At 69.0% G+C, this 26,743-nt stretch carries 23 protein-coding genes; 13 read left to right on the top strand and 10 right to left on the bottom strand.

Annotation, left to right across the window (positions count from 1 at the left end; genetic code table 11):
• Positions 1-33 precede the first annotated feature (33 nt).
• The gene (locus AC1DEL_RS12965; RefSeq protein ID WP_477125825.1) at positions 34-1,818 is read left to right on the top strand and encodes a beta-barrel assembly-enhancing protease; all 1,785 of its coding nucleotides are present in this window, start codon (positions 34-36) and stop codon (positions 1,816-1,818) included.
• Between the two features lie 9 nt (positions 1,819-1,827).
• Here AC1DEL_RS12965 and AC1DEL_RS12970 read toward each other — a convergent pair whose 3' ends face one another.
• The 6 genes from AC1DEL_RS12970 to AC1DEL_RS12995 all read right to left on the bottom strand — a co-directional run bounded on the left by AC1DEL_RS12970 (position 1,828) and on the right by AC1DEL_RS12995 (position 6,275).
• Positions 1,828-2,436 carry a DUF2946 family protein gene (locus AC1DEL_RS12970; RefSeq protein ID WP_441591754.1) on the bottom strand — a complete coding sequence of 203 codons (609 nt, stop codon included), beginning with the start codon at positions 2,434-2,436 and terminating at the stop codon, positions 1,828-1,830.
• Positions 2,437-2,445: 9 nt separating this feature from the next.
• Positions 2,446-3,498 (bottom strand): YheT family hydrolase, encoded by a 1,053-nt coding sequence (locus AC1DEL_RS12975; protein ID WP_441645022.1) that lies wholly within the window; start codon positions 3,496-3,498, stop codon positions 2,446-2,448.
• Between the two features lie 13 nt (positions 3,499-3,511).
• Positions 3,512-3,952, bottom strand: a complete 441-nt coding sequence (locus tag AC1DEL_RS12980; protein ID WP_092292023.1) for a YybH family protein — start codon at positions 3,950-3,952, stop codon at positions 3,512-3,514.
• 10 nt (positions 3,953-3,962) lie between these two features.
• On the bottom strand, positions 3,963-4,985 hold the full coding sequence (waaF, locus tag AC1DEL_RS12985; protein WP_092292025.1) for a lipopolysaccharide heptosyltransferase II: 1,023 nt from the start codon (positions 4,983-4,985) through the stop codon (positions 3,963-3,965).
• A 112-nt stretch (positions 4,986-5,097) separates the two neighbouring features.
• The gene (locus tag AC1DEL_RS12990; RefSeq protein WP_092292027.1) at positions 5,098-5,292 is read right to left on the bottom strand and encodes a zinc-finger domain-containing protein; all 195 of its coding nucleotides are present in this window, start codon (positions 5,290-5,292) and stop codon (positions 5,098-5,100) included.
• Positions 5,293-5,354: 62 nt separating this feature from the next.
• Positions 5,355-6,275 (bottom strand): branched-chain amino acid transaminase, encoded by a 921-nt coding sequence (locus tag AC1DEL_RS12995; RefSeq protein WP_092292029.1) that lies wholly within the window; start codon positions 6,273-6,275, stop codon positions 5,355-5,357.
• A 137-nt stretch (positions 6,276-6,412) separates the two neighbouring features.
• On the opposite strand from AC1DEL_RS12995, the gene AC1DEL_RS13000 reads away from it, so the two are divergent.
• The 5 genes from AC1DEL_RS13000 (at position 6,413) to AC1DEL_RS13020 (ending at position 13,820) form a co-directional block, all read left to right on the top strand.
• On the top strand, positions 6,413-9,340 hold the full coding sequence (locus AC1DEL_RS13000) for an SNF2-related protein (RefSeq protein WP_477125826.1): 2,928 nt from the start codon (positions 6,413-6,415) through the stop codon (positions 9,338-9,340).
• Between the two features lie 252 nt (positions 9,341-9,592).
• Positions 9,593-11,098 carry an amidase gene (locus tag AC1DEL_RS13005; protein WP_477125827.1) on the top strand — a complete coding sequence of 502 codons (1,506 nt, stop codon included), beginning with the start codon at positions 9,593-9,595 and terminating at the stop codon, positions 11,096-11,098.
• A 26-nt stretch (positions 11,099-11,124) separates the two neighbouring features.
• A complete protein-coding gene (locus AC1DEL_RS13010; protein ID WP_092292035.1) occupies positions 11,125-12,462 on the top strand; it encodes an MFS transporter in 1,338 nt (445 codons plus the stop codon).
• Positions 12,463-12,654: 192 nt separating this feature from the next.
• The gene (locus tag AC1DEL_RS13015; RefSeq protein ID WP_441591762.1) at positions 12,655-13,500 is read left to right on the top strand and encodes an AzlC family ABC transporter permease; all 846 of its coding nucleotides are present in this window, start codon (positions 12,655-12,657) and stop codon (positions 13,498-13,500) included.
• Positions 13,497-13,820 (top strand): AzlD domain-containing protein, encoded by a 324-nt coding sequence (locus AC1DEL_RS13020; protein ID WP_092292039.1) that lies wholly within the window; start codon positions 13,497-13,499, stop codon positions 13,818-13,820. The genes AC1DEL_RS13015 and AC1DEL_RS13020 overlap by 4 nt, the downstream gene beginning before the upstream one ends.
• Positions 13,821-13,842: 22 nt before the next feature.
• Here the strand turns inward: AC1DEL_RS13020 and AC1DEL_RS13025 are convergent, their stop codons facing one another.
• On the bottom strand, positions 13,843-14,988 hold the full coding sequence (locus AC1DEL_RS13025; RefSeq protein ID WP_477125828.1) for a helix-turn-helix transcriptional regulator: 1,146 nt from the start codon (positions 14,986-14,988) through the stop codon (positions 13,843-13,845).
• A 122-nt stretch (positions 14,989-15,110) separates the two neighbouring features.
• On the bottom strand, positions 15,111-16,217 hold the full coding sequence (locus AC1DEL_RS13030) for a helix-turn-helix transcriptional regulator (protein ID WP_092292043.1): 1,107 nt from the start codon (positions 16,215-16,217) through the stop codon (positions 15,111-15,113).
• 437 nt (positions 16,218-16,654) lie between these two features.
• Between AC1DEL_RS13030 and AC1DEL_RS13035 the strand changes: the two genes are divergently transcribed.
• The 7 genes from AC1DEL_RS13035 to AC1DEL_RS13065 all read left to right on the top strand — a co-directional run bounded on the left by AC1DEL_RS13035 (position 16,655) and on the right by AC1DEL_RS13065 (position 24,356).
• Positions 16,655-17,851 (top strand): phosphoglycerate kinase, encoded by a 1,197-nt coding sequence (locus AC1DEL_RS13035; protein ID WP_454756830.1) that lies wholly within the window; start codon positions 16,655-16,657, stop codon positions 17,849-17,851.
• A 79-nt stretch (positions 17,852-17,930) separates the two neighbouring features.
• Positions 17,931-19,367, top strand: coding sequence for a pyruvate kinase (gene pyk / locus AC1DEL_RS13040; RefSeq protein WP_092292047.1), 1,437 nt, complete (start codon positions 17,931-17,933; stop codon positions 19,365-19,367).
• A 123-nt stretch (positions 19,368-19,490) separates the two neighbouring features.
• The gene (fba, locus tag AC1DEL_RS13045) at positions 19,491-20,555 is read left to right on the top strand and encodes a class II fructose-bisphosphate aldolase (protein ID WP_477125829.1); all 1,065 of its coding nucleotides are present in this window, start codon (positions 19,491-19,493) and stop codon (positions 20,553-20,555) included.
• 80 nt (positions 20,556-20,635) lie between these two features.
• Positions 20,636-21,544 (top strand): phosphoribosylaminoimidazolesuccinocarboxamide synthase, encoded by a 909-nt coding sequence (locus AC1DEL_RS13050; protein WP_092292051.1) that lies wholly within the window; start codon positions 20,636-20,638, stop codon positions 21,542-21,544.
• Positions 21,545-21,565: 21 nt separating this feature from the next.
• A complete protein-coding gene (purE, locus tag AC1DEL_RS13055; protein ID WP_092292053.1) occupies positions 21,566-22,063 on the top strand; it encodes a 5-(carboxyamino)imidazole ribonucleotide mutase in 498 nt (165 codons plus the stop codon).
• Positions 22,064-22,112: 49 nt separating this feature from the next.
• A complete protein-coding gene (locus tag AC1DEL_RS13060) occupies positions 22,113-23,357 on the top strand; it encodes a 5-(carboxyamino)imidazole ribonucleotide synthase (RefSeq protein WP_477125830.1) in 1,245 nt (414 codons plus the stop codon).
• A 9-nt stretch (positions 23,358-23,366) separates the two neighbouring features.
• Entirely contained in the window at positions 23,367-24,356 is a 990-nt protein-coding gene (locus tag AC1DEL_RS13065; protein WP_477125831.1) for an L-threonylcarbamoyladenylate synthase, read from the top strand.
• 149 nt (positions 24,357-24,505) lie between these two features.
• On the opposite strand, the gene dacB is transcribed toward AC1DEL_RS13065, so the two are convergent.
• Both dacB and AC1DEL_RS13075 read right to left on the bottom strand, forming a co-directional pair.
• Positions 24,506-26,080 carry a D-alanyl-D-alanine carboxypeptidase/D-alanyl-D-alanine endopeptidase gene (gene dacB / locus AC1DEL_RS13070; protein ID WP_441591770.1) on the bottom strand — a complete coding sequence of 525 codons (1,575 nt, stop codon included), beginning with the start codon at positions 26,078-26,080 and terminating at the stop codon, positions 24,506-24,508.
• Between the two features lie 101 nt (positions 26,081-26,181).
• Positions 26,182-26,628 carry a PACE efflux transporter gene (locus tag AC1DEL_RS13075; RefSeq protein ID WP_441591771.1) on the bottom strand — a complete coding sequence of 149 codons (447 nt, stop codon included), beginning with the start codon at positions 26,626-26,628 and terminating at the stop codon, positions 26,182-26,184.
• Positions 26,629-26,743 lie beyond the last annotated feature (115 nt).

The raw sequence follows: 26,743 nt of genomic DNA on the forward strand, positions 1-26,743 counted from the left end.
GGAACGCGCGGCGGAGGCCGCTATCATAGCAATATGCCCAAGACCTCCTGGCGCCGCCGCCTGCCCGCTCCGGCGCGCGCCGCCGACACCGCTCCCGCTGCTTTGGCCGCCCCCGCCATGCGCGCGTCACTTGCCCGTGCCGTGGCCGCCGCCCTCGTGCTGACCATGGCCGCGCCGGCCTGGCCGCAGGGCTTGACCGTGCCCGCCGCGCGGCTGGCGCCGTCCTCGCAGCAGCCGGCGCCCACTACGGAGCTGGTGCCCGACGCCAGCGATCAGGTCTACGACAATCTCAACCGCAGTGTCAGGGCGGGTCAGAAATCCGAATTCGGATTGCGGACCAATAACCCGGTGGTGGAGGGCGGCAGCCTGCAGCTCCCGGACCTCGGCGACCCGTCCACGGCATCGCTGTCGCCGGACATGGAGCGGCGGCTGGGCGACCGGATCATGCGGGATATCCGCCGCGATACCGACTATGTCTCGGACGCGCTGCTCAACGATTACCTGAACGCGCTCGGCTACCGGCTGGTGCAGGCCGCGCGCCGCCAGAACGTGGCCGGTTCGAATGGCGCGGGCACCTTCGCCACCGGCTTCGAACTGTTTGGCGTGCGGGACCGCTCGATCAACGCCTTCGCGCTGCCGGGCGGCTATATCGGCGTGCATACCGGGCTGCTGGTCCAGTCCGAGACCGAATCGGAACTTGCCTCCGTGCTCGGCCATGAAATCGGCCACGTGATGCAGCGCCATATCGCGCGCGGCATCACCAAGCAGGATGAGTCGATGTGGATCGCGCTGGCGTCGATGGTGCTGGCCGGGCTGGCGGCCACCAAGAGCGGCGATGCAGCGGCGGCGCTGGCGATGGGCGGGCAGGGCGCGGCCGTGGCCAACCAGCTGTCCTTCTCGCGCGGGGCCGAGCGCGAGGCTGACCGCGTCGGCTTCCAGATCATGACCGCTGCCGGCTTCGACCCGCAGGGCATGCCCGATTTCTTCTCGCGGCTGCAGCGCGTGACCGGCATCTCGGACAACTCGATCCCGGCCTATGTGCGCACCCACCCGCTGACCTCCGAGCGGATCGCCGACATGCAGGACCGCGTGCGCCACGTGACCGCCCGCAAGGTCGGCAACACGCCCGAGTACGAGTTCGCCCGGGCGCGGGCGCGCGTGATTCAGGCCACCACCCCCAACGACCAGCGCAACGTGCTGGAGACGTTCCAGTCGCAAGTGGCGAACGCCTCGCCGGTGCGGCAGCCGGCGATCTATTACGGCATCGCCTTCGCCAACCAGCGGCTGGGCCGCTACGCGGATGCCGACCGGGCGCTGGCCGAGGCGCGCCGGCTCTATGGCACGATTCCATCCGCCACCTCGGGCAGTCCGATGCTGGATGTCATGGCGATCGAGCTGGCGCGCGCCCAGGGCCGTCCGCAGGACGCGCTGGCGCAGGCCACCACCACGCTGCGCGCGTTCCCGCTCTCCCATGCCGTGGCGTTGACCTATGCCGATTCACTGGTCGCCGCCGGCAAGCTCAACGACGCCGTGACCTTCCTGCGCGCCCGCACGCGCGAGGAATCGGCGCGCGCCGAATGGTGGGAATTGCTCGCACGCGCCTACGCGGCGCAGGGCAAGCGGCTGCAGCAGCATCAGGCGCTGGCCGAGAAGTACGCGATGGACGGGTCCTACCAGGCGGCCATCGAGCAGTTGCAGATCGCCCGCAAGGCCAATGATGGCGATTTCTACTCGCTGTCCGAGGTCGATGCGCGGCTGCACCAGCTGCAGCTTCAGTTCCGCGAGGAGAAGCAGGACAACAAGGGCATGCCGAACTGAGGCTTGGCCTCAGCCAGCTTCGGCTTCCGGCGCGGGTGCAGGTGTTCGCACGAAGCCGAAGCGCGTCGGCACCTCGTCCTCGGCAATCGGTTCGATGTCGAAATCGCGCCCGGCGTGATGGAACACCCCCAGCGCCGCACCGCACCCCTCGCCATGCCAGGTGCAGGCGCTGCTGAAGGCATCGAGGTCATGGTCGTGCAGCAGCGCGGCCTGCACCGGCGCGCCATCTCCGTCCCCATCCCCCAGACCTTCCACCGTCCCCGCCAGCACCACGTTGCCGTGCTCGTCGGCATGGCAGGCCGTCACGCTGAACGGCCGCCCGGTGGTGGTGGCCAGCGCGCCGTCGTGCATCCGCACGATCCACGGCGCGTAGCCGAGCGAGACGAACACCCGCTGCGGTCCGTTCTGGAAGAACCAGGCGCCGCGCGCGTCGTGGGTGTAGTTGCGTTCGATGAAGTGGATCAGCGCCTCGTGGCGGATCGGGTCGCCGGACAGCCCGTGCTCCTGGGCGAACTCGTTGCGCAGGCGCCATTGCCCGCGCCGGTCCAGCGCCAGCCATCCGTACGCGTTCGGCACGTTGGGCCAGCGGGCCATCGCCTGCTTGACGATGTCATCCATGGTTGTCTCCTACGCCGTCTGGCGCGTTCCACCCACGCTGTCGAAGTAGTCGAGGATGCGCGTGGGCAGCCATTCGATATGGCCCGCCACCGGGAATAGCGGCAGGTGGCCCAGCACGCCGGCGCGGGGCGTCATGAAGCCGACGTGGCCGCCGTGCGCGGGCTGCTCCAGCAGCACGTCGGGGCTGACCTCGGCCTGGCTCGGCAGGTGCTGGCCGGGCAGGAAGGGGTCGTTGCGCGCGTTCAGCACCAGCGTGGGAATGCGGACCTCGCCCAGCACCGGCTTGCTGGCGGCGCGCATCCAGTAGTCGTCGGTATCGCGGAAGCCGTGCAGCGGCGCGGTGACCACGTTGTCGAACGCGTAGAGGTCGCGGCTCGCCAGCATCGTCGCGCGGTCGAACAGGCCCGGAAACTGGTCGAGCTTGGCCAGCGACTTGCGCTTCAGCGTCTGCAGGAACATCCGGGTATAGATCAGGTTGAAGCCCTGGGAGAGCGCCGCGCCGCCGGCCGCGAGGTCGAGCGGGGCCGAGATGGCCGCCGCCGCCGAGAGGAAGCGCGCGCCGTGGCCTTCCTCGCCCAGATAGCGCAGCAGGGCATTGCCGCCGAGCGAGATGCCGACTGCCAGCATGCGCTGTCCTTCCGCCCGTCCGGGCTGCACCCGTTGGCGCAGCCGCTCCAGCACCCAGCGGATCTCGGCGGAATCGCCCGAATGATAAAAGCGCGGCGCGCGGTTCAGCTCGCCCGAGCAGCCCCGGAAATGTGGAATGGCGCCCTGCCAGCCGCGTGCGCGCAGCGCGTCCATCAGGGTTTGGGCGTAGTGGCTGTTCGAGTCGCCCTCGAGGCCGTGGAACATCACCACCAGCGGGGCGCCCGGCGCTACCGGGTGCGTGGTCCAGTCGACGTCGATGAAGTCGCCATCGGGGGTGTCCCAGCGTTCGCGCCGGAACGTGACGCGCCGGTGCCGCGTGAAGCGGGCCGCGAGGATGGTCTGGGCATGGCCGCCGCGCAGCCACCACGGCGTGTGGAAGGTCTCGCCGAAGGGGGCGCCCAGCTTCAGGCCCATCACGTCGAAGTGGTCAGTGCAGCGCCTGGCCCGGGGCGGCGGCCACGGCGGCTACCTGCACCGCGTTGGCCGGGCTGCAGTGGATGTGGGCCAGGCGCCAGCCCTCGTGGTTCTGCATCAGCACGTAGGTGGTGTGCACGTAGAGGTCCGCTTCCACGCGGTCCGCGCCAAAGCGCAGCGCCTCGGTCACGTCGAAGATCGACACGCCGAGCGAGGCATGGCTGCTGGTCTCGATGGCGTCGATCAGCACCGGCTGTTCCTCCAGCAGCAGCATGAAGGCCTGGCGCAGATGGTCGTGGCCGATCAGGCGCTGGCCGTCGGGCATCACGCACGTGACCGAATCCTCGTCCAGCCAGAGGCGCAGCGCGCCATCGGCATCGCGCAGTTTCATGGCTTCGCGGAAGGCATCGACGATGTCTTCGGCGGAATCGAACAGTCGGGCGAAACGGGGCATGTTGGCGTGGTCAGGGTCGATGCAGGAGCTTGCGCAACTCGACGAACACCATTTCGGGTTCGATGTCCTTCAGGCAGCGCAGGTGGCCCAGCGGGCACTCGCGTTTGAAGCAGGGGCTGCACTCGAGTTGCAGCCACATGATACTCGCAGCCTGTGACAGCGGGGGCGTGTGGCGCGGGTCGCTGGAGCCGAAAACGGCCACCTGGGGCCGGTTCAGTGCGGCGGTCACGTGCATCAGGCCGGAGTCGTTGCAGACGGCGGCTTCGGACAGGGCGAGCAAGTCCACCGCGTCGTCCAGCGAGGTCTGGCCGCACAGGTTGCGCACGAACGGCGCTCCGGCGACGATCTCCGCCGCGATCTCGGCATCCTTGGCCGAGCCGAGCGTGATGATCTGCGCATACGGGAACGAGCGGCGCAGCATCTGCGCCAGTTCGGCGAAGTGCGCGGCCGGCCAGCGCTTGGCCGGGCCGAACTCCGCGCCGGGGCAGAAGGCGATCACCCGGGTCTGCGGCGCGATGCCGAAGCGCTCGGCCGTGGCGGCCATGCGCTCGGGCTTCACGCGCAGCTGCGGATCGGGGATGTGCTCGGGCAGGCGCCCGCCGGGCTTGAGGGCCAGCCGTGCGTAGTGCTCCACCATCGGCGGGCGCTTGTCGCGCGGCGGATTGGCGTGGCGCACGTTGAGCATGCCGAAGCGCGCCTCGCCGCGATAGCCGATGCGCAGCGGAATGCCGGCCAGGAACGGAATCAGCGACGATTTGAGTGAATTCGGCAGCACATAGGCCACGTCGTAGCCCTCATGCTTGAGCTGCTGCGCGAACATCAGCCGGGCCGAGAGCTGCAGCTTGCCGTGCGCGAGATCGCTCGGGAACACGGTGCCGATCTCGGGCATGCGTGCGAGCACCGGCGCCACCCATTTCGGGGCGAGGGCGTCGATGACCATGCGGGGATGGCGCGCCTTGAGCAGCGCGAACAGCGGCTGCGCCATCAGCGCGTCGCCGATCCAGTTTGGGGCGATGACGAGGGCTTTTTTCATATTGTGGGTGATGCGTGGCCCGGACATGCCAACGCCCCGGGGCGCAACGCGGCCCGGGGCGGGAGGGGGGTGCGGCGGCGCGCGGCGTGGGCCGCGTGCCTCGGACGCGATCTCAGTGGTGGCCCTTCAGCACGGTGCCCGGCTTGAGCTTGTACACGGTGCCGCAGTACGGGCATTTCACCTCGCCGGTGTCGGCCACGTCCAGGAACACGCGGGGATGGTAGTTCCACGTCGGGGTGTTCCCCGTGGGGCAGTGGAGGGGCATGTCTTCAGCGCCGATTTCGACGACGGATGCGGTTTGCGTCATGGTGTTGCGTTTGGCTTGCAGGGTGACTGGCTTGTTTTAAATGATCGGGATGGCGCCGGTGCTCAGACCAGCGTCAGCCACTTCTTGTACTTCTCGTCCGTGCCGCCCACGGCGGCAAAGAACGCTTCCTGGATGCGCTGGGTAACCGGGCCGCGACGGCCTTCGCCGATGACGCGGTCGTCCAGTTCGCGGATCGGCGTGACTTCGGCGGCGGTGCCGGTGAAGAACGCTTCGTCGGCGCAGTACATTTCGTCGCGCGTGATGCGCTTTTCGCGCACCTCGATGCCGAGGTCGCGGGCAATGGTCAGCGTGGCGTCACGGGTGATGCCGTCCAGGCACGAGGCCAGGTCCGGGGTGTAGATCACGCCATTGCGCACGATGAACACGTTCTCGCCCGAGCCCTCGCTCACGTAGCCGTCGGTGTCGAGCAGCAGCGCCTCGTCGTAGCCGAGGCCGGTGGCCTCCTGGTTGGCCAGGATCGAGTTGATGTAGTAGCCGCTCGCCTTGGCGCGCACCAGCGACACATTCACATGGTGGCGCGTGAACGACGAGGTCTTGACGCGGATGCCGCGCTCCAGCCCCTCTTCGCCCAGATAGGCGCCCCACGGCCAGGCGGCGATGGCCACGTGGATGGTGTTGCCCTTGGCGGACACGCCGAGCTTCTCGGAGCCGATCCAGACCAGCGGGCGGATGTAGCACGACTCGAGATTGTTGGCCCGCACCACCTCGCGCTGGGCGGCCTCGAGCGTCGCTTCGTCGAACGGCATGGCCATCTGGAAGATCTTGGCCGAGTTGAACAGGCGGCGCGTGTGCTCCTTGAGGCGGAAAATCGCGGTGCCGGCCGGCGTCTTGTAGGCGCGCACGCCCTCGAATACGCCCATGCCGTAGTGCAGGGTGTGCGTCAGGACGTGAATCTTGGCATCGCGCCACTCAATCAGCTTGCCGTCCATCCAGATCTTGCCGTCGCGATCCGCCATCGACATGGTTGTCTCCCTCTGCACCAGAAATGTCACAAGGCCGCCATTGTAAGCCGCGCGCCCTGATGTGCCAACGCGGCCGGGCGGGGGGACTACAATCGCCGTTCCGATCCTCCCGGCCTCTCTTTTTACCCCTTTTGCCCTTGTCCGCGCTCCCCACCACCCCCGACGACGATCACCGCTGGCAGGAAGCGCTGGGCGAACTGGCCGCGCTGGCCGGCGCGGAAGCCCCTGTCGAGGGCGGCCGGCGCCGCCTGTTGTGGGCGCTGACCGTCGATGCCGATGGGGTGCCGGGACTGGTGGAGCCGCTGGAGCAGGCCTACGGCCCGCGCGGCTGGGGCAAGCCCCGGCCGATCCCGCTGGCGCGGGTAGCCGAGGACGACACCCTGGCGCCGTGGGACGCCCGCGTGGCCCGGGCCATCCGCCGCGACCGCTCGCGCAACCGCCGCCATGTGCTGGACCGCGCCGCCGCCGTGATGGCGCTGGTCGGGCACCCCGGGGTGGTGCTGTCCCACGCGCCGACTGTGCCGATGGAGGTCACCGAGGCCGCGCCCACGCTGGAAGCGGTCCGGGAGGTTGGCAACGGCGGCGACCGCTACGTGCTCCGCATCGCCCCCCCGCTGCGTCCCGCGCCCGCCATGGAAGACTTGCTGCCCCCTGCCGCGCGTGAGGAAGCCGAGGCGCTGCGCCAGATCACGGTGCTCCAGGACGGCCCACGCCGCCTCCGCGTGATCCGCTTCTCCGCCGCACAGCAGCAGGCCGCCCGCCTGATTGCCGATGGGCTGGCCGTGCCCGCCGACGCCCACGCCCGGCTGGACACCACGCTGCGCGCGCTGGCCGGCCATTTCCAGATCCATGCCGACAGTTCGGGCGAAGCCCGCCTGCGCGAGCCGGAAACCCGCCTGCGCGCCGAAGTGGCGCCGGTGGGGCGCGGCATCGGCCTGCGGCTGGTGGTCACGCCGCTGGGCCCGATGGGGCCCCGGCTGGCGCCCGGCGCGGGCCGCGCGCAGCTGATGGCGACCGTCGCCGGCGAAGCGATGGCCACCGAGCGCGACCTGGACGCCGAGCTGGCCCACGTGGCCGAAGTCTTCGCCGCGCTGCCGTTCCTGGTCGAATCCTCGCCGCCCGGCGGCGAATACACCTGGACGCTGGACGATCCCGAAGACGCCCTGACCGCCGTGGAGATGCTGCCCGGCCTTGCCGGCGTGATCGACCTCGAATGGCCGCGTGGCCGCGAGATCCGCCTGCTGCCGGCCGACCTCCCGCAACTGGCCGTCAGCGTGGAAACCGGCAGCGAGTGGTTCAAGCTCGTCGGCCATCTGCGCGTGGCCGAGGGGCTGGTGATGTCGCTCGAGAAGCTGGTGGCCTGGGCGCACGGCCACGCCGGGCGGTTCATGCCGATGGGGCAGGGCGTCTACGTGGCGCTGACCGGGCAGTTGCGCGCCCGCCTGCGCGACCTCGCCGGGGTGGGGGATGCCATGCGCGATGGCATCCGCGTGCCGCTGGTGGCCGCGCCCTGGCTGGACGACGTGCTGGCCGGCGCCGGCGTGGACCCGGATGCGCACTTCCGCACCCGCGTGCGCCGGCTGCGGGCCGCGCGGGAGGCGGACGCCGCCGTGCCCGCCACGCTGGCGACCGAACTGCGTCCTTATCAGGAAGAAGGCTACCGCTGGATGATGGCGCTGGCCGAGGCCGGTTTCGGCGCCTGTCTGGCCGATGACATGGGGCTGGGCAAGACGCTCCAGTCGCTCGCGCTGCTGCTGGCGCGTGCTGCCGACGGCGCGGCGCTGGTCGTGGCGCCGACCTCGGTGTGCGGCAACTGGGCCGCCGAGGCGCGCCGCTTCGCCCCCACGCTCAACGTCCATCTCTATGCCGAGGGGGACCGCGTGGCCATCGTCGAGCAGGCCGGCGCCCATGACCTCGTGATCGTCTCGTACCAACTGCTCCAGCAGGCGCGCAAGGATTTCGGCGCGCGGCGCTGGCACACGGTGATCGCCGACGAGGCGCAATCGATCAAGAATCCGTCCTCGCGCCGCGCGCAGGCCATGTTTGCGCTGGCCGCCGACTGCCGCGTGGCGCTTTCCGGCACGCCGATCGAGAACCGGCTGTCCGAACTCTGGGCCGTGATGCGGTTCTGCAACCCGGGGCTGCTCGGGTCGCTGGTCCGCTTCAACGAACACTTCGCCAACCCGATCGAGCGCAATGGCGCGCGGGAGCCGCGCGTGCGGCTGCGGCGCATGATCGCGCCGTTCGTGCTGCGGCGGACCAAGGCGCAGGTGCTGGACGAACTGCCGCCGCGCACCGAACTCGTGATCCGCGTGGAGCCCGAGCCGGCTGAGGCCGCCCACTACGAGGCCCTGCGCCGTCAGGCGCTGTCCGAGGCCGAGGGCGCGCTGCTACGGCCGCCCGCCAGGAAGGGCCGCAAGGCACAGCCGGCAGCGCCGGCCGAACCCGACGCCCGCATCCACGTGCTGGCCCAACTGATGCGCATGCGCCGCGCCGCGTGCGACCCGCGTCTGGCCACGCCCGAGGTGGCCGCGCCGGGCGCCAAGGTGCGCGCCTTCGCCGAACTGGCCGCCACGCTGGCCGCCAACGGCCACAAGACGCTGGTGTTCAGCCAGTTCGTCGATTTCCTCCAGTTGATGCGGCGCGCGCTGGATGAGGCGGGACTGGCCTACCAGTACCTGGACGGCGCCACGCTGGCCGGCGAACGCACGCGCCGCGTGGCCGCGTTCCAGGGTGGGGCGGGCGATGTCTTCCTGATCAGCCTGAAGGCCGGCGGCTTCGGCCTGAACCTGACGGCGGCCGACTACATCGTGATTGCCGACCCCTGGTGGAATCCCGCCGCCGAGGATCAGGCGATGGGCCGCGCGCACCGCATCGGCCAGCAGCGGCCGGTCACGGTCTACCGGCTGATTACCGCCGGGACCATCGAGGAACGGATCGTGGACCTCCACCAAGGCAAGCGCGCCCTGGCGGACGGCGTGCTCGACGCCACCGATGGCGAAGCCACGGGCCGCGCCGCCGCCTTGCCCGACATCGACGAACTGGTCGGCCTGCTGCGGCGCTAATCTCCTCTCGCACCAAACGGTATACCAAAGCGCTCCCGATGATGGTGCAGCGCACACGCGCCCGCATGCGCCCATCCCCCGAAAAGCCGCATCCTGCCTTGTTGCGGTGCAAATCACCTTGGCACAAATACTGCCTTGTGAATTTTGGATTTGTGAATATAGTATACCGATTGCTGTATCCGCCGCCGTATCGATAAGCCCCCTCAGGCCGCCGCGCCCACGCGCCGGCCCAAGACAACACACGGAGCGCACGTGACCCTGCCTGACCTGCCACCGGCCGACCCTGGCCGGCTGGACGACTGCTTTTTGCCGATCTGGGTAGCTGCCGACCGGCTTGCCCGTGGCGAGACCACCGCGCAGGCGCTGGTCGCGTCCTGCCACGCCGCGTGGGTCGCCCATCATGCGACGATCAACGCCCTTGTCCTGCCAGACTTCGATGCCGCGCACACCGCAGCCCGTGAGAGCGACCGCCGCCGGCAGGCCGGCGCGGCGCTCGGGCCGCTGGACGGCGTGCCGTTCTCGATCAAGGAATCGTTCGACGTGGCCGGCTGGCCCACCACCTGCGGCAGCCCGGCGCGCGCCGATCATCGTGCCGAGCGCGACGCCGTGGTGGTGCAGCGCCTGCGCGCGCAGGGCGCGATCCTGCTCGGCAAGACCAATGTGCCGCTGGGCCTGCGCGACTGGCAGAGCTACAACGCGATCTACGGCACCACGCGCAATCCGCACGATCCGACGCGCACGCCCGGCGGTTCCTCGGGCGGCAGCGCGGCGGCGGTCTGCGCCGGCATGAGCTTTTTCGATGTGGGCTCCGATATCGGCTCGTCGTTGCGCAACCCGGCGCACTACTGCGGCGTGTTCTCGCACAAGAGCAGTCACGGGCTGGTGCCGCTGCGCGGCCACGGCAACGCGCCGGCCGGGTTTGCCGAGCAGGACATCAACGTGGCCGGCCCGGTCGCCCGCAGCGCGCGCGACCTCGAAATGGTGCTGCGCGCCATCGCCGGCTCGGACGTGGACCTCGCGCCCGCCTGGCGGCTGGACCTGCCGGTCTGCCCGCACCAGCGTCTGGCCGACTTCCGCGTGGCGGTGCTGCCGACGCATCCGCTGGCCGATGTCGATGCCACCGTCAGCCAGCCCATCGAGGCGCTCGGCCACTGGCTGGCCGGGCAGGGCGCCAAGGTGGACTGGCACGTGCGCCCGGACTTCGACGCCGCCGCGCTGTGGCGCACCTATGTGCTGCTGCTGCGCGCCACGACCGCCGTCTATATGGATGACGCCGCCTTCGCCGACGCGCTGGCCCGCACCCAGCCCGATGCGGGTGACGACTACGCCACGCTGCAGTTCACCGGCGCCACGCTGACCCATCGCGACTGGCTCCGCCTGCAGGCCGCGCGCGACCGTTTTGCCGAAAGCTGGCGCCGCTTCTTCGCCGATTACGACGTGCTGCTGTGCCCGGCCGCCGCCACCACCGCGTTCCCGCTCGACGAAGCCGGCGAGCCGTGGCAGCGCACGCTGCCGGTGAACGGCCAGCCGATGCCGCTGACCACGCAACTGTTCTGGGCCGGCCATTCGGGGCTGTGCGGGTTGCCGTCCACGGTGGCGCCGATCGGCCCGGCGGGGGACGGCCTGCCGTGCGGCGTGCAGATCGTGGCGCGGCGCTGGGGCGATCTCACCTCGCTGCGCTTCGCCCAATTGCTGGAGGCCGCCGGCTACGGCTACCAACCGCCGCGCGGGCTGGCATCGGCCGGCATCGATCGATAACAACGGAAGACTGGGAGGAAACCATCATGATGGACTGGTTCAAGGAGCTGTCGCGCGCCGAGCGCAAGGGGTTCTACGGCGCGTTTCTCGGTCATGCGGTCGATGTGTTCGACTTCATGATCTATTCCTTCCTCATCTCCACGCTGCTGGCGCAGTGGGGCATGAGCAAGTCGATGGCGGGCGCCATCGTCACCTGGACGCTGGTCTCGTCGCTGGTTGGCGCGGTGGGCGCCGGGCTGCTGGCGGACCGCTTCGGCCGCGTGCGCGTGCTGCGCTGGACCATCATCGTGTTCGCGGTGTCGTGCTTCCTCTGCGGCATGGCGAATTCGCCCGAGCAGTTGCTGGTGTTCCGCATGCTCCAGGGGCTGGGCTTCGGCGGCGAATCGTCGCTGTGCATGGTGCTGGTGACCGAGCTGATCCGCAATCCGGCCCATCGCGGCAAGTACTCGGGCTTCACCGCCAGCAGCTATTCGTTCGGCTGGGGCGGGGCGGCCATCGCCTACGCCATCACGTTCAACCTGTTCGAGCCGGAAACGGCGTGGCGCGTCTGCTTCTTCCTCGGCATCCTGCCGGCGCTGGTGGTGATCTACCTGCGCCGCAACCTGCAGGAGCCGGAAGTCTTCCTCAAGAGCCGGGCCGCACGCGGCAAGGTCTCGCCGGGGGCCGATCTCGCGCGCGTGTTCCGCGCGCCGCTGCTGCGCAAGACCGTGCTGTGCAGCCTGCTGTCGGGCGGCATGCTGGGCGCCTACTACGCCATCGCCACCTGGCTGCCCACCTTCCTGAAGACCGAGCGGGGGCTGTCCGTGTTCGGCACCAGCTCCTACCTGGCGGTGACCATCCTCGGTTCGCTGGTCGGCTACGTGGCCGGCGCCTACGCCACGGACCGCTGGGGCCGCCGCGTGACCTATATGGCGTTCGCCGCCGGCGCTTTCGTCATGGCGATGATCTATATGGTGATTCCGGTCAGCAATACGTCGATGCTGTTCCTCGGCTTCCCGCTCGGGGTGCTGATGCAGGGCGTGTTCTCGGGGATTGGCGCGACGATCTCGGAGTCGTACCCAAGTGCCGTGCGCGCCACGGGGTATGGCGTGTCGTACAACCTCGGCCGGGTGATCGGCTCGTTCTTTCCGCTCGCCGTGGGCTGGCTCAACAGCGGGCGGACCTCGCTGGCGCTGGCCATCGCCATGGTGGCCGGGGTGGGCTACGCGGTGGTGATGGTCTCGGCGGCGTTGCTGCCGGAGACGTCAGGCATCGATCTGGGACAGGCCGGCGGCGGGGATGACGAGACGGACCCGGCTATGGATCCGACCAACGCGCCTGCCGCCGAAGCCGCGCCGCTGGCGCCCACGAGCCGCCCGGCATAGCGGCTGGGTGAGGAAGGAGGGCGCCGGGGCCCCGATTCTCCACGAAACAACACTCGGTCCGTGCACTTTTAAGCCACCGCTTACCTGCTGCGGGCACGCGCCTATAATGTCTGCTTTGCCGCCGGCGCGATGCCGGCGGTGCCCCCGACGGCCCCGCTCCCCGCGCTGGCCGTACCCTTCTCGCCCTCTGCTATGACACCCCGACAGTCGTCCCCGGTGTGGTTGCGCCTCTGGCATCGATTTGCCGAGGTGGAGCGCAACGGTTTTCTCGACGGCGCACGCTATTTCGCGCCTTCCCTGCCCGCGGTGTTCTCGTGGGGGCTGGTCACCGGGGTGGCCATGAGCAAGTCGGCGCTGACCGTGCCCGAGGCCATCGGCATGTCGCTGCTGGTCTACGCCGGCTCCGCCCAGCTGGCCGTACTGCCGCTGTTCGCGGCCGGCCTGCCGATCTGGACCATCTGGCTGACCGCCGCCGTGGTCAACCTGCGCTTCGTCATTTTCAGCGCGGCGCTCCAGCCGCACTTCAGCTACCTGCCGCTGGGCCGGCGCACCGTGCTGGGCTTCTTCAACGGCGACCTCCACTTCGTCTATTTCATGCAGAAGTACGTCGAGCCGGGCTACGCGCCGGGCAAGGAGGGCTATTTCTGGGGGATGGCGCTGGTCAACTGCGCCACCTGGCAGGTCTCGTCGCTGCTCGGCATCCTGCTGGCCAGCGTGTTCCCGGACGCCTGGGGCCTCGGGCTGGCCGGCGTGATGGCGCTGATTCCGGTGATGATCGCCACGATCAACTCGCGCTCCACGCTGATGGCCGTGGTGGTGTCCGCCGTGCTGGCGCTGCTGTGCTTCGACCTGCCGTACCGGCTGGCGCTGGTGGTGGCCGTGGTGGGCGCGCTGGCGGCCGGCATGGCCAGCGACGAATTGGCCGCGCGCGCCACGCTGCGCGGCATTCGCGCGCGGAAGGACAAGGCCAAGGCCGAGGCCGGGGCCCGCGCGATATCCGAGTCGCAGCCGGAACCCCAGACCGGAGACCGGGCATGAGCCACGTCGAAACCTGGATCGCCATCGTCGGCATGGCCGTGGTGACGGTGCTCACGCGGGCGCTGTTCCTGATGGCCGGCGAGCGCGTGAGCGTGCCGGACCGGCTCCAGCGCGCGCTGCGCTATGCCCCGGCGGCGGCGCTGGCGGCCATCATCGTGCCGGAATTCATGACCTGGCAGGGCCATTTCACGATCTCGCCGATGAACGCCAAGCTGATGGCCGGCATCGCCGCCACGGTGTTCTACCTGTTCACGCGCCGCATGGTCGGGATGATCGTGGTCGGCATGGCGGTGTACACCGCGCTGCGGCTGCTCACCTGAGCCTTCTGATCCCCACTGTTAACTAATAGCGCGATGGCTCGGTCAGCATCGTGCTGAGCCGGGTCAGCAGATGCGCCAGCTGCGCCTGCGTGCTGGTGCGGGTCTTGTTGAAGATCGACTTGACCTGCGTGCGGCTGGTTTCGCGCTTGATGCCGAGCTGCGCGCACGCGTCCGGCAGGCCAACGCCCTGCGTCAGCAGCGCGGCCAGCCGCGTTTCCGCCGGCGTGAGGCCGAAGAGGTCGCGCAGGATGGCCGGCATGGCGCGCGGCGTGCCATAGCGTTCGTGGATGGCGGCCAGCACGGTATGGGTCTCCATGCCCGGCAGGCTCTGCGCCATCGGCGCCAGCGCCAGCGTCACGATCTGCGCGGTGCGGCCATCCGGCCCGGCGGCCTGGATGGCCTGCGCGGCCTGCAGGGTGTCCGGCGCGGCCACGGCGCGAAGCACCTCGGGAAACGGGCGCGAGAACTGCCAGAAGGCGCTGTCCGTCGGCGCGCTGGCGCGCGGCCCGAAGAAGGCGGCCGGCATCAGGCGCCGCACCCACGGCTCGCCGGACTGGTTGGCGAACAGCGGCTTGCCGGCCAGATCGAACACCACCACCTCGAAGGGCAGCCGGTTCAGCATGTCTTCCGACAATCGCCCCCGCGTGGCCAGCTCCTGCATGCGCTCGCGCAGGCCGAGGGCATCGCGCAGGTGCGGAATCACCCAGTCCAGCGCCAGGGCATCCGCTTCCGCGTAGACATTGGCGTCGAGCGGCCGTTGCAGCGACAGGTAGATCTCGTAGGTGGGATGCCGCTCGATGAGGCACGACATGACCGACGCGATATTGAGGTCGCGCAGGAACTCGCCATAGAACGGGCTGGCACGCATGACCTGCTCGCCCACGTCGCGATGGTCGATATACCAGTCGCCCACGCCAAGGCGCTCGGCGAACGGCCGGCTCGGGTCGAACTGGTAGTAGTGGGAGGTGTAGGCCTCCATGGCGTCCGGCTTGTAGTCGACGGCGTGGGTCACCACCACGCGGTCCAGCGCCCGGTTGCGTACGATCAGCGACGCCTGCGAACTGCCGCTCGCGCCGCACAGGGCGACCAGGCTCCGCTGCCAGGCGCCCGTTTCGAAAACACCTTGGTAGAGACTTCGAATGGTCTCGTGCATTTGTCCGTCGTTCATGCCTTGGGGTCCGGCGTGGCGCGCGAAGGTATGCCCGGTTCCGGTGAGGCGGGCGCGCGTCAAGACTTCGCATGCCTGCCGCGGGGGCGCGACAGGGGCAAGGGGCGATGCAGGGGAGGGCGCTAGCCGCCCTCGAGCGTGGTGGCGAGCCGGGTCAGCATCTGCGTGAGGCGGGCCTGGCTGCCGCAGCCCGTCTTCAGGAAGATGGACTTGAGCTGTGTGCGCGCGGTCTCGTGGCGGATGCGCATCTGTCGGCTCGCCTCGGGTAGTCCTTCGCCGCAGGCCAGCCGCGTGGCCAGCCGCGTCTCGGCCGGCGTGAGCGCGTACAGGTCGCGCAGCACGGTATCGAGCAGCACGGATGGGGCGCCGGCCTCGTGCACCACCACCAGCGCGGCGGGTTGCTGCCAGGAGGCGGCGAGGATGTGGGAGGGCGGCAGGGGCAGGACCAGCACCTCGGCCATGGCGCCGGTCTTGTCGGTGGCGCGCGCGGCCTGCGCGGCTTGCGGCTGGTGGGGATGGCAGGCGGCCTGGACCATCTCGGCAAAACCGCGCGAGAGGCGCCAGTCGCCGGTCTTGCCAGTGGGGTCGAGCCGGCGCGCCCAGCGCTCGCCGGCGGTATTGGCCAGCAGCAGGTGGCGGTCCGGCGTGTAGACGGCCACGGCGAAGGCGAGCCGCTCCAGCAGCCGCGCGGACACCGACGCCAGCGTGGACAGCCCCATGGTGCGTTCGCGCAGGGCGATGGCGCTGCGCATATGCGGCACCACCCAGTCGAGCGCGCGGGTGTCCTCGCCCGAGAAGGCGTCCTGGCTCAACGCGCGCTGCATCGAGAAATACACTTCGTAGTGGGGCTGTCGTTCCACCAGGCAGGCCACGTAGGAGCGCAGGTCGAAACGGTTGAAGAAGTCGCAGTAGAACGGATGCCGCGCCATGGCCTGCGGGCCGAGGTCGCGTGCATCGATATACCAGGCGCCGGGCACCAGCCGGGGGGCGAAGATCTTGGCTGGATCGATGGCCTGGTACTCGTTCTCGTACGCAGTGAACAGTTCCGGCACCGGATTGACGATCTCGTTCACGGTGACCTGGTCGCGCACGGTGTCCCACACCATCATCGACGCATGTGCGCTACCCGCCATATCGGTCAGCGCGCACAGGCTCTTGTGCCACGCGCCGGGGTCCAGAATGCCTTCGTAAAGCCCACGGATTGCCCCGTGCATGCTTGCTTGGTCCATCGGATCTACCCCTGCATTCACGACAATGGACCATCCGGCCGCCGGTGCCCTCGAAACGGGGCGGGTCGGGTGGGATGGCTTTTTGTTATTGCCGGTCGATGCCGGCTCGCTGGCTGCAACTGATGATGCGATGTACCAAATATGCGACCTTTGCGATGCGTGTCTGGCGGTGCATACGTTTAGTACATTAGGGCGTACATTACCCCAACCGGGGCAGCCCGCCAGAGATACCTGTACCCTTCTTTCGAGGGGGTTTGCAGTGAAGTCCGATGCGCTCCTGGCACTTTCGCCCACGGGGTGGGTATTAGTGATGTTGGCGTCATTTCGAGGGCCAATCGCATAAAACCGTGACGGCGATCAGGTAAAATGCCGGTTTCCCCGATTTCCAACGCGGCCGCGTGCTGTTGGCGTACCGCCCAGTCCCGTTTCTACTCGCCATGACCTCTGTCCTGCGTCTCACCGATCTCATCTCCCAAGGCAATCTCTCCGGCAAGCGCGTGTTTATCCGCGCCGATCTGAACGTGCCACAGGATGATGCCGGCAAGATTACGGAAGACACCCGCATCCGTGCGTCGGTGCCGGCCATCGAGGCCTGCCTGAAGGCCGGCGCGGCCGTGATGGTGACGTCCCACCTGGGCCGCCCGACCGAGGGTGAATTCAAGCCCGAGGACTCGCTGGCCCCGATCGCCGAACGTCTGTCCGAACTGCTCGGCAAGCCCGTGCGGCTGGTGCAGAACTGGGTCGATGGCGTGGACGTGGCGCCCGGCCAGGTGGTGTTGCTCGAGAACTGCCGCGTCAACAAGGGCGAGAAGAAGAACAGCGATGAACTGGCCCAGAAGATGGCCAAGCTGTGCGATGTCTACGTCAACGACGCCTTCGGCACCGCGCACCGCGCCGAGGCCACCACGCACGGCATCGCCAAGTACGCACCCGTGGCCTGTGCCGGCCCGCTGCTGGCGGCCGAGATCGACGCGCTGGGCCGCGCGCTGGGCCAGCCGGCCCGCCCGCTGGTCGCCATCGTGGCCGGCTCCAAGGTTTCCACCAAGCTGACCATCCTCAAGTCCCTGGCGGACAAGGTGGACCAGCTGATCGTCGGCGGCGGCATCGCCAACACCTTCATGCTGGCCGCCGGCCTGAAGATCGGCAAGTCGCTGGCCGAGCACGACCTGGTTGGCGACGCCCAGGCCATCATCGACATCATGGCCCGCCGTGGCGCCTCGGTGCCGATTCCGGTGGACGTGGTCTGCGCCAAGGAATTCAGCGCCACGGCCGCCGCCACGGTCAAGGACGTCAAGGACGTGACCGACGACGACATGATCCTCGACATCGGCCCCAAGACCGCCGCCCAGCTGGCGGACCAGCTTCAGGCCGCCGGCACCATCGTCTGGAACGGCCCGGTGGGCGTGTTCGAGTTCGACCAGTTCGGCAACGGCACCAAGGTGCTGGCCGAGGCCATCGCCAATTCCAAGGGTTTCTCGATCGCGGGCGGCGGTGACACGCTGGCCGCCATCGCCAAGTACCACATCGCCGACCGCGTGGGCTATATCTCCACCGGCGGCGGCGCCTTCCTGGAGTTCCTGGAAGGCAAGACGCTGCCCGCGCTGGAAGTGCTCCAGCAGCGCGCTGCGGCCTGATTTACCTGTCACCTGTTTTTGCCCGATCGTTCCCGAGCCGCCCCTGTCCGTACCAGTAGCCTTTGAGGAAACCGCCCGCATGACTCGTTCCACCAAGATCGTTGCCACCATCGGCCCGGCGTCCAGCACGCTGGACATGCTGACCCGCATGATTGCCGCCGGTGTCGACGTGGTGCGCCTGAACTTCTCCCACGGCACCGCGCAGGACCATATCGACCGCGCCGCGCTGGTGCGCGAGGCGGCGGCGGCCTGCCACCGCGAGGTGGCCATCATGGCCGACCTGCAGGGCCCCAAGATCCGCGTGGGCAAGTTCGAGAACGGCAAGGTCACGCTGAAGCCGGGCGATCCGTTCGTGCTGGACGCCACCTGCCCGCTCGGCAACCAGGAGCGCGTGGGGCTGGACTACCAGGACCTGCCGCGCGACGTGGGCCCCGGCGACGTGCTGCTGCTCAACGACGGCCTGATCGTGCTGGTGGTGGACCGCGTCATCGGCAGCGAGATCTTCACCACGGTGCGCGTGGGCGGCGATCTCTCGAACAACAAGGGCATCAACCGCCAGGGCGGCGGGCTCTCGGCGCCGGCGCTGACCGCCAAGGACATGGAGGACATCAAGACCGCCATGGCCCTCGGCGCGGACTACGTGGCCGTGAGCTTCCCCAAGAACGCCACCGACATGGAAATGGCGCGCCAGCTGGCCGCCGTGGCCGGCCAGCCGCATGGCCACAAGGCGCGCATGATCGCCAAGATCGAGCGGGCCGAGGCCATCCGCCCGGGCGTGCTGGAGGAAATCCTCCAGGCGTCCGACGGCATCATGGTGGCCCGGGGCGACCTGGCCGTGGAAGTGGGCAACGCGGCGGTGCCGGCGCTGCAGAAGCGCATGATCCGCCTCGCGCGGGAGGCCAACAAGCTGACCATCACCGCCACGCAGATGATGGAAAGCATGATCGTGAACCCGGTGCCGACCCGCGCCGAGGTGTCCGACGTGGCCAACGCGGTGCTGGACGGCACCGACGCGGTGATGACGTCGGCCGAAACCGCCGCCGGGCGCTTCCCGGTGGAGACCGTCGAGGCCATGGCCGCCATCTGCCTGGAGGCCGAGAAGTCCGAAGTGGTGCAGCTCGATACCGACTTCCTGAACCAGACCTTCTCGCGCATCGACCAGTCGATTGCCATGGGTGCGCTGTTCACCGCCTATCATTTGGGAGTGAAGGCCATCGCGGCGCTGACCGATTCCGGCGCCACCGCGCTGTGGATGAGCCGCCACCGGATTCACGTGCCGATCTACGCCATGACGCCGAACCTGGCCTCCCAGCGCAAGATGCAGCTCTACCGCAACGTGGTGCCGCTGCCGCTCCAGTCGAGCACGGACCGCGACGAGGCGCTGGAGCAGGCCGAGGAGCTGCTGCTGGCCCAGGGCGTGGTGCAGCGGGGCGATTTCATCGTGCTGACCATCGGCGAGCCCATGGGGCAGCCGGGCGGCACGAATACCCTCAAGATCGTGAGGGTGGGCAGTTAAGGTTTAGGAACAAGCGCGCGCGATGTGGCGCGCCGGACAGACGCGGCACCCTGGCGGTGCGAACCTGCCGGCCCGGACATCCCCGATAAGAACCCCCCAAAATTTTTCATTCAGGAGTTAGACATGCCACTCGTTTCCATGCGCCAGCTGCTGGACCACGCCGCCGAGAACAGCTACGGCCTGCCGGCCTTCAACGTGAACAACCTCGAACAGGTACAGGCCATCATGCAGGCCGCCGACGAGGTCAACGCCCCGGTGATCATGCAGGCATCGGCCGGCGCGCGTAAATACGCCGGCGAGCACTTCCTGCGCCACCTGATCGAAGCGGCCGTGGAAGCCTACCCGCACATCCCCGTGGTGATGCACCAGGATCACGGCCAGTCGCCGGCGATCTGCCAGGGCGCCATCGACCTCGGGTTCTCGTCGGTGATGATGGACGGCTCGCTGCGTGAAGACGGCAAGACCCCCGCCGAGTACGAGTACAACGTCGAGGTGACCCGCAAGGTGGTGGCGCTGGCCCACGCCGTGGGCGTGACCGTGGAAGGCGAACTGGGCTGCCTGGGCTCGCTGGAAACCGGCGAAGCGGGCGAGGAAGACGGCATCGGCGCCGAAGGCGTGCTGGACCACTCGATGCTGCTGACGGACCCCGAGCAGGCTGCCGACTTCGTCAAGGCGACCCAGCTCGACGCGCTGGCCATCGCCATCGGCACCTCGCACGGCGCCTACAAGTTCACGCGCAAGCCCACGGGCGACATCCTGGCGATCAGCCGCATCAAGGAAATCCACGCGCGCATCCCCAACACCCACCTGGTGATGCACGGTTCGTCGTCGGTACCCCAGGAACTGCTGGAAGAGATCCGCAAGTTCGGCGGCGACATGAAGGAAACCTACGGCGTGCCCGTCGAGGAAATCCAGGAAGCGATCAAGTTCGGCGTGCGCAAGATCAACATCGACACCGACATCCGCCTGGCCATGACCGGCGCAATCCGTCGCTTCTTTGCCGAGAACCCGACCAAGTTCGACCCGCGCGAGTACCTGAAGCCGGCCCGCGAAGCCGCCAAGCTGGTCTGCAAGGACCGCTACGTGGCGTTTGGCTGCGAAGGCCAGGCCAGCAAGATCAAGCCGGTCGGCCTGATCGACATCGCCTCGGCGTACAAGACGGGCAAGCTCGCCCAGGTTGTGCAGTAATCCTGTCGTAACGGCGTCGTCCCCCGCAAACGGGGGCGACGCTTTTTTTGTTTGGCTCTCCCCGCCGGCCCAGACCCACCATGTCCCAAGCTCTCTATCAGTCCTCCATCCAGTCCCTGCCGCTGCTCGGCCATGGCAAGGTCCGTGACAACTACGCCGTTGGCGACGACAAGCTGCTGATCGTCACGACCGACCGCCTCTCGGCGTTCGACGTCATCCTGGGCGAGCCGATTCCCGCCAAGGGCCGCGTGCTGAACCAGATGGCCAATTTCTGGTTCCGCAAGCTGGCGCACATCGTGCCGAACCACGAGACCGGCATCAGCGCCGAGAGCGTGGTGGCGCCCGAGGAAGTGGCGCAGGTGCAGGGCCGGGCCGTGGTGGTCAAGCGGCTGAAGCCGATCCTGGTGGAAGCCGTGGTGCGCGGCTACCTGGCCGGCAGCGGCTGGAAGGACTACCAGGCGACGGGCAAGGTGTGCGGCATCGAGCTGCCGGCCGGCCTGCAGAACGCGCAGAAGCTGCCCGAGCCGATCTTCACGCCGGCCGCCAAGGCCGAGATGGGCGAGCACGACGAGAACATCTCGTTCGCCGAGGTCGAGGAGCGGATCGGCAAGGATCTGGCTGCCCAGATGCGCGACATCTCGATCCGCCTGTACAAGGAAGCGGCCGACTTCGCCGCCACGCGCGGCATCATCATCGCCGATACCAAGTTCGAGTTCGGCCTGGACGACAACGGCACGCTGACCCTGATGGACGAGGTGCTGACCGCCGATTCGTCGCGCTTCTGGCCGGCCGATTCGTACCAGGTGGGCACCAACCCGCCGTCGTTCGACAAGCAGTTCGTGCGCGACTGGCTCGAAGCCGTGCGCATCGACGGCAAGCCGTGGCCCAAGACCGCCCCGGCGCCGAAGCTGCCCGAGGACGTGGTGCAGAAGACCGCCGACAAGTACCGTGAGGCGTTGACCCGCCTGACCGGCGAAGAACTCGCCTAACCGCATTAGGAAGGACAGATCGTGAGCAACGCAGCAAAGCCGGTGGTCGGCGTGGTGATGGGCAGCAGTTCCGACTGGGACGTGATGCAGCACGCGGTGGCCATGCTCAAGGATTTCGGCGTGGCGTTCGAGGCGCAAGTGGTCTCCGCCCACCGCATGGCCGACGACATGTTCCGCTACGCCGAGTCGGCGCGCGGCCGGGGCATCCGGGCGATCATCGCCGGCGCCGGCGGTGCCGCCCACCTGCCGGGCATGATCGCCGCCAAGACCATCGTCCCGGTGTTCGGCGTGCCCGTGCCGTCGAAGTACCTGCGCGGCGAGGACTCGCTGCTCTCCATCGTGCAGATGCCCAAGGGCGTGCCGGTGGCCACCTTCGCCATTGGCGAAGCCGGCGCGGCCAACGCGGCGCTGCACGCCATCGCCACGCTGGCCACCACCGACGACGCGCTGGCCAGCGCGCTCGAGGCGTTCCGCGCGAAGCAGACCGAGGCCGCGCGCGCCATGACGCTGCCGGCCTGAGCCCCAGTCCCTCTCTCTATCTATAAGTAAGCCGCCGGAACCGATCCGCATGCCGACCGATATCCATCCCTACCTGTCCGAAGCCCACACGCCGGAGTCGCGCGCCGAGTTCGGCGTGGACAACCCGACCGCGCCGATCCTGCCCGGCGCCTGGCTCGGCATGCTCGGCGGCGGCCAGCTCGGCCGCATGTTCACCCATGCGGCGCAGGCCATGGGCTACCGCGTCTGCGTGCTGGACCCGGACCAGGACAGCCCGGCCGGTGCCGTGGCGGACCGGCATATCTGCGCGGTCTATACCGATGAAGCGGCCCTGGCCGAGATGGGCCAGCTCTGCGAGGCCGTGAGTACCGAGTTCGAGAACGTGCCGTCGCTGTCGCTGGACCGCCTGGAGCAACTGGGCGCGTTCGTGGCGCCGCGCGGCTATTGCGTGTCGATTGCCCAGAACCGCATCGGCGAGAAGAAGTTCTTTGCCTCGTGCGCCGAGCGCACCGGCGTGCCGCCGGCCCCGCACTGGGTGATCCAGCACGATGCCGATGTCGACCAGATTCCGGACAACGTGCTGCCGGGCATCCTCAAGACCGCGCGCATGGGCTATGACGGCAAGGGCCAGGCCCGCGTGAAGACGCGCGAGGACGTGCGCGCCGCGTGGCGCGCCATGCAGCACGTGCCTTGCGTGCTGGAGCAGATGCTGCCGCTGGCCTACGAGGTGTCCGTGCTGGCTGCCCGCGCCGCCGACGGCAGCACCGCCACCTGGCCGCTGGCCGAGAACGTCCATCGGGACGGCATCCTGTTCTCGACCACCATGCCTTCGTCGAGCGTGTCCGACGACATCGCCAACCGCGCCCGCGCCGCCGCCGCCACCGTGACGACGGAGATGGGCTACGTCGGCGTGCTCTGCATCGAATTCTTCGTGCTGACCGATGGCACGCTGGTCGCCAACGAGATGGCGCCGCGCCCGCACAACTCGGGCCACATCACCATGGACGCCTGCGAGACCAGCCAGTTCGAGCAGCAGGTGCGCGCCATGGCCCGCCTGCCGCTGGGCAGCACGCGCCAGCATTCGGCCGGCAAGATGCTGAATCTGCTGGGCGATGTCTGGTTCGAGTTCGGCCTGGAGCGCACGCCGGCCTGGGACGAGGTGGTCGGCCAGCCGGGCGCCAAGCTGCACCTGTACGGCAAGAACGACGCGCGGCCGTCGCGCAAGATGGGCCATGTGAACTGCGTGGGCGAGCAGGCCGCTGCCGCCGAGGCGGCATTCAACGCCGCCGCGCAGGCGCTCCATATCCCGGTCTGAGGGTTGCCGATGTCTTCACGCATGCCCACGGCGGCCGAACTGGATGAGGCCGTCCGCCTGCTCGAGGCCGGCCAGCTCGTCGCCTTCCCGACGGAAACCGTCTACGGGCTCGGCGCCGATGCCGAGAACCCCGAGGCCGTGGCGCGCATCTTCGCCGCCAAGGGCCGGCCGTCGAACCATCCGGTCATCGTCCACGTGGTGGATGGCGCCGATGTGGGCTACTGGGCTGCGGAGGTGCCGGAAGCGGCACAAAAACTGATCGATGCCTTCTGGCCCGGTCCGCTGACGATCATTCTCAAGCGCGCCGCCCATATTCCGGCGGCGGTGGCGGGCGGGCAGGACAGCCTCGGGCTGCGCTGCCCCTCGCACCCGGTGGCGCAGGCGCTGCTGTCGCGCTTCCGGCGCGGCCGGGGCGGCATTGCGGCGCCTTCGGCCAACAAGTTCGGGCAGGTCAGCCCGACCACAGCCGAGCATGTGCGGGACGAGTTCGCGGGCACGGTCTACGTGCTGGAGGGCGATGGGGTGGATATCGGCATTGAATCGTCGATCGTCGATCTGTCGCGCATCGACGAGGTCGGGCCGGTGCTGCTGCGCCCCGGCGCGATCACGGCGGCGATGATGGCCGACGTGCTCGGCACGATGCCGCTGGCCCCCGACGCCGCCGCGCCGCGCGCCTCGGGCACGCTCAAGGCTCACTACGCACCGCGCACGCCGCTGACGCTGGCTTCGCCGGATCAACTGCCGCGCTACCTGGCGGCGCTGCCGGGCGATGGCCGGCTCGCCTGGGTCGGCGCCACGCAGGTCAGCAACGACCCGCGCTGCGTGTTCGTGCCAGCACCCGCCACGCCGGACGCCTATGCCCAGGCGCTCTACGGCCTGCTGCGCAAGCTCGACAAGGAAGGTTTCAGCCGGCTCGTGTTCGAGCCAGTCCCCGACGCCCACGACTGGGACGGGGTACGCGACCGCCTCGGGCGGGCCGCGGCGGCGTTCGAGGCATAGCCAGCGCCTACCCTCTCCCCCGGCCCCTCTCCCGCAAGCGGGCGAGGGGAGCAAACCGAGGGCTTTCGATCTTCCCCCTGTGTTCTCCCCTCTCCCTCCGGGAGAGGGGCGGGGGAGAGGGCGGGCGCATCAATGCGYCACGACCCTGTTCAAGGCGCCCCGCGAAACACCCATTCCATCAACGCATCGTGCGCTGCCTGCGCGCCGGAGGCGTTCGGGTGGTTGATGTACGCCACCACCACGTAGCGGCCGCCGTTCGTCGCATCGACATAGCCGGCCAGCGCCCGCACATCGGCCAGCGTGCCGGTCTTCAGGTAGGCGTTGCCCGCCGCGTGGGCGCGCGTGAGCCGGTTGCGCAGCGTGCCGTCCACGCCGAGGATGGGCAGGGAATCGACCAGCGTATAGCCGACGTCGCTGGCCAGCGCCTGCTGGAGCAGGCGGGCCATGTCATAGGCGCTGATGCGCTCCTCGCGCGACAGTCCCGAGCCGTTGTCGAGCACCAGCCCCGGCATGTCCAGCCCCTGGCGTGTCAGCCAGCGGCGGATCACCTGCGCGGAACGCGCCGTGCTGGCCGGGCCGCTGCGGTCCATCTCCGCGCCAATCGTCAGGAACAGCTGGCGCGCCATCACGTTGTTCGAGAACTTGTTGATGTCGCGCACCACGTCGCCGAGCGGCTGGCCGTAGTGGCGCGACAGCAGGAACGCGCCACGCGGCACCGCGCCGCTGCGCAGCCCCGGCGTGTGGGCGAAGCGGCCACCGGCCGCCTGCCATTCGGCCACGAAGCCGCCCCAGATGAAATCGCTGTGCGACAGCGTGGCGAGGTTGACCACGTGCTCGCCGCAGTCGCTCGAATAGGTGCCGTCGAACGAGGCCACCACGGTGCCATCCGGCTGTGGGGTGATGTTGGGCGTGGCGCGCGAGCGCCAGTCGCCGCAGCGGCCGTTGGTCAGCGTCAGGCGGTTCTCCACGCGCAACTGCGCCAGCGCGGGCGTGACCGCCACGTCCACGGTGCGGCCGGCGGCGTCCGGGGTGATCGTGAATGACAGGGTCTTGAAGGCGTACAGCAGCGCGTCCGGATTGACGTTGTAGGCGCGCTGGGACTCGCCGTCGATCGTATAAGTGCCTTCGGAGGCATCGGCGAAGAAGCTGCGGTCGAGTACCACGTCGCCGTCAATGGTGGTGGCGCCCGCGTTGCGCGCCGAAGCCACCAGCTTGGCCATCTCCTCGGGCACCAGCTTGGGATCGCCGCGCCCGCGCAGGTAGACGTTGCCCCGGATGGTGCCGTCGGCAGCGGGTTCGCTATCGGCGTAGAGCGAGGTCAGCCAGCGGTAGTCCGGCCCCAGCAGCTGCAGGCCGGCGAAGGTGGTCACCACCTTCATGGTCGAGGCCGGGTTCATCGGCGTCTCGGCGTTCCAGCTCACGCGGGCCTGCGGCGCGCCGACCTTGACCACGTAGAAGCTGGCGGCGGAGAGCGGCACGTTGGCCCGGCGCAGCGCGGCCGTGACCGATGCCGGCAGCCCGGTGCGGGCGGCGGCCAGATCGACGGTGTCGGCGCTCGCGCGGCGGACCGTGGCGGATTTCGATGCAGTGGCTTTGACGGCCTGCGCCGCCTTGGCGGGTTTGGCCTGGGCTCCGGCGATGCCGGTGGAGAGCAGGGCGACGGCGGCGATGGCGGCCGTCAGCGGGAGACGAAGCAGGGCGGGACGATTTGGCATGGCGAGCATGTTAACGCATGCCCGCCATCGGCTGGATGACGTAAAACAGCCGCTTCACGTGCCAGTTCGCCCGTGAAGTCGGCTTGGCGTCTCAGCGACGCTCGGATCTATCAGGGGCAGTCGGCGGCGCAGTCGCGCGGCGTGGCGTTCGGGATCGGAAAGATCGCATCGTAGGCCCAGTTGTAGATCAGCGCGTAGACCATGTAGAAGCCGGCCACGGCGATGTCCATGATGAAGGCATCGACCAGACTGATGTCGAGATACCACGCCACGGACGGCAGGAAGACCAGCAGCAACCCGCCCTCGAACAGGATGGCGTGGAGCACGCGGATGGCTGGCGTCTTCCGCAGCTGCCCACGGAAGCGCAGCATCGCCTTGTCGAACATCAGGTTGTAGACGTAGTTCCAGACCGCGGCGATCAGCGACGCCACGGCGCCAATCAGGCCCATCTGGTGCAGGGCGTAGCCGAACACCAAACTGGCCAGCGGCGCGAAGGCCAGCAGGCCGATCAGCTCGAAGCCGACGGTATGGCGGATGCGGTCTCCGGTGGTGCGCATGACAGGAACTCCTTGGGATCGATGGAGGCCATTCTATCGGCAGGACAACTTAGGACAAGTTGGATACCATCGGCAAAACAGATGGATCGCTGCCGGTGGGGCGTCGATTCCGTGT

The sequence above is a fragment of the Cupriavidus sp. 10L43_2 genome (assembly GCF_056395265.1).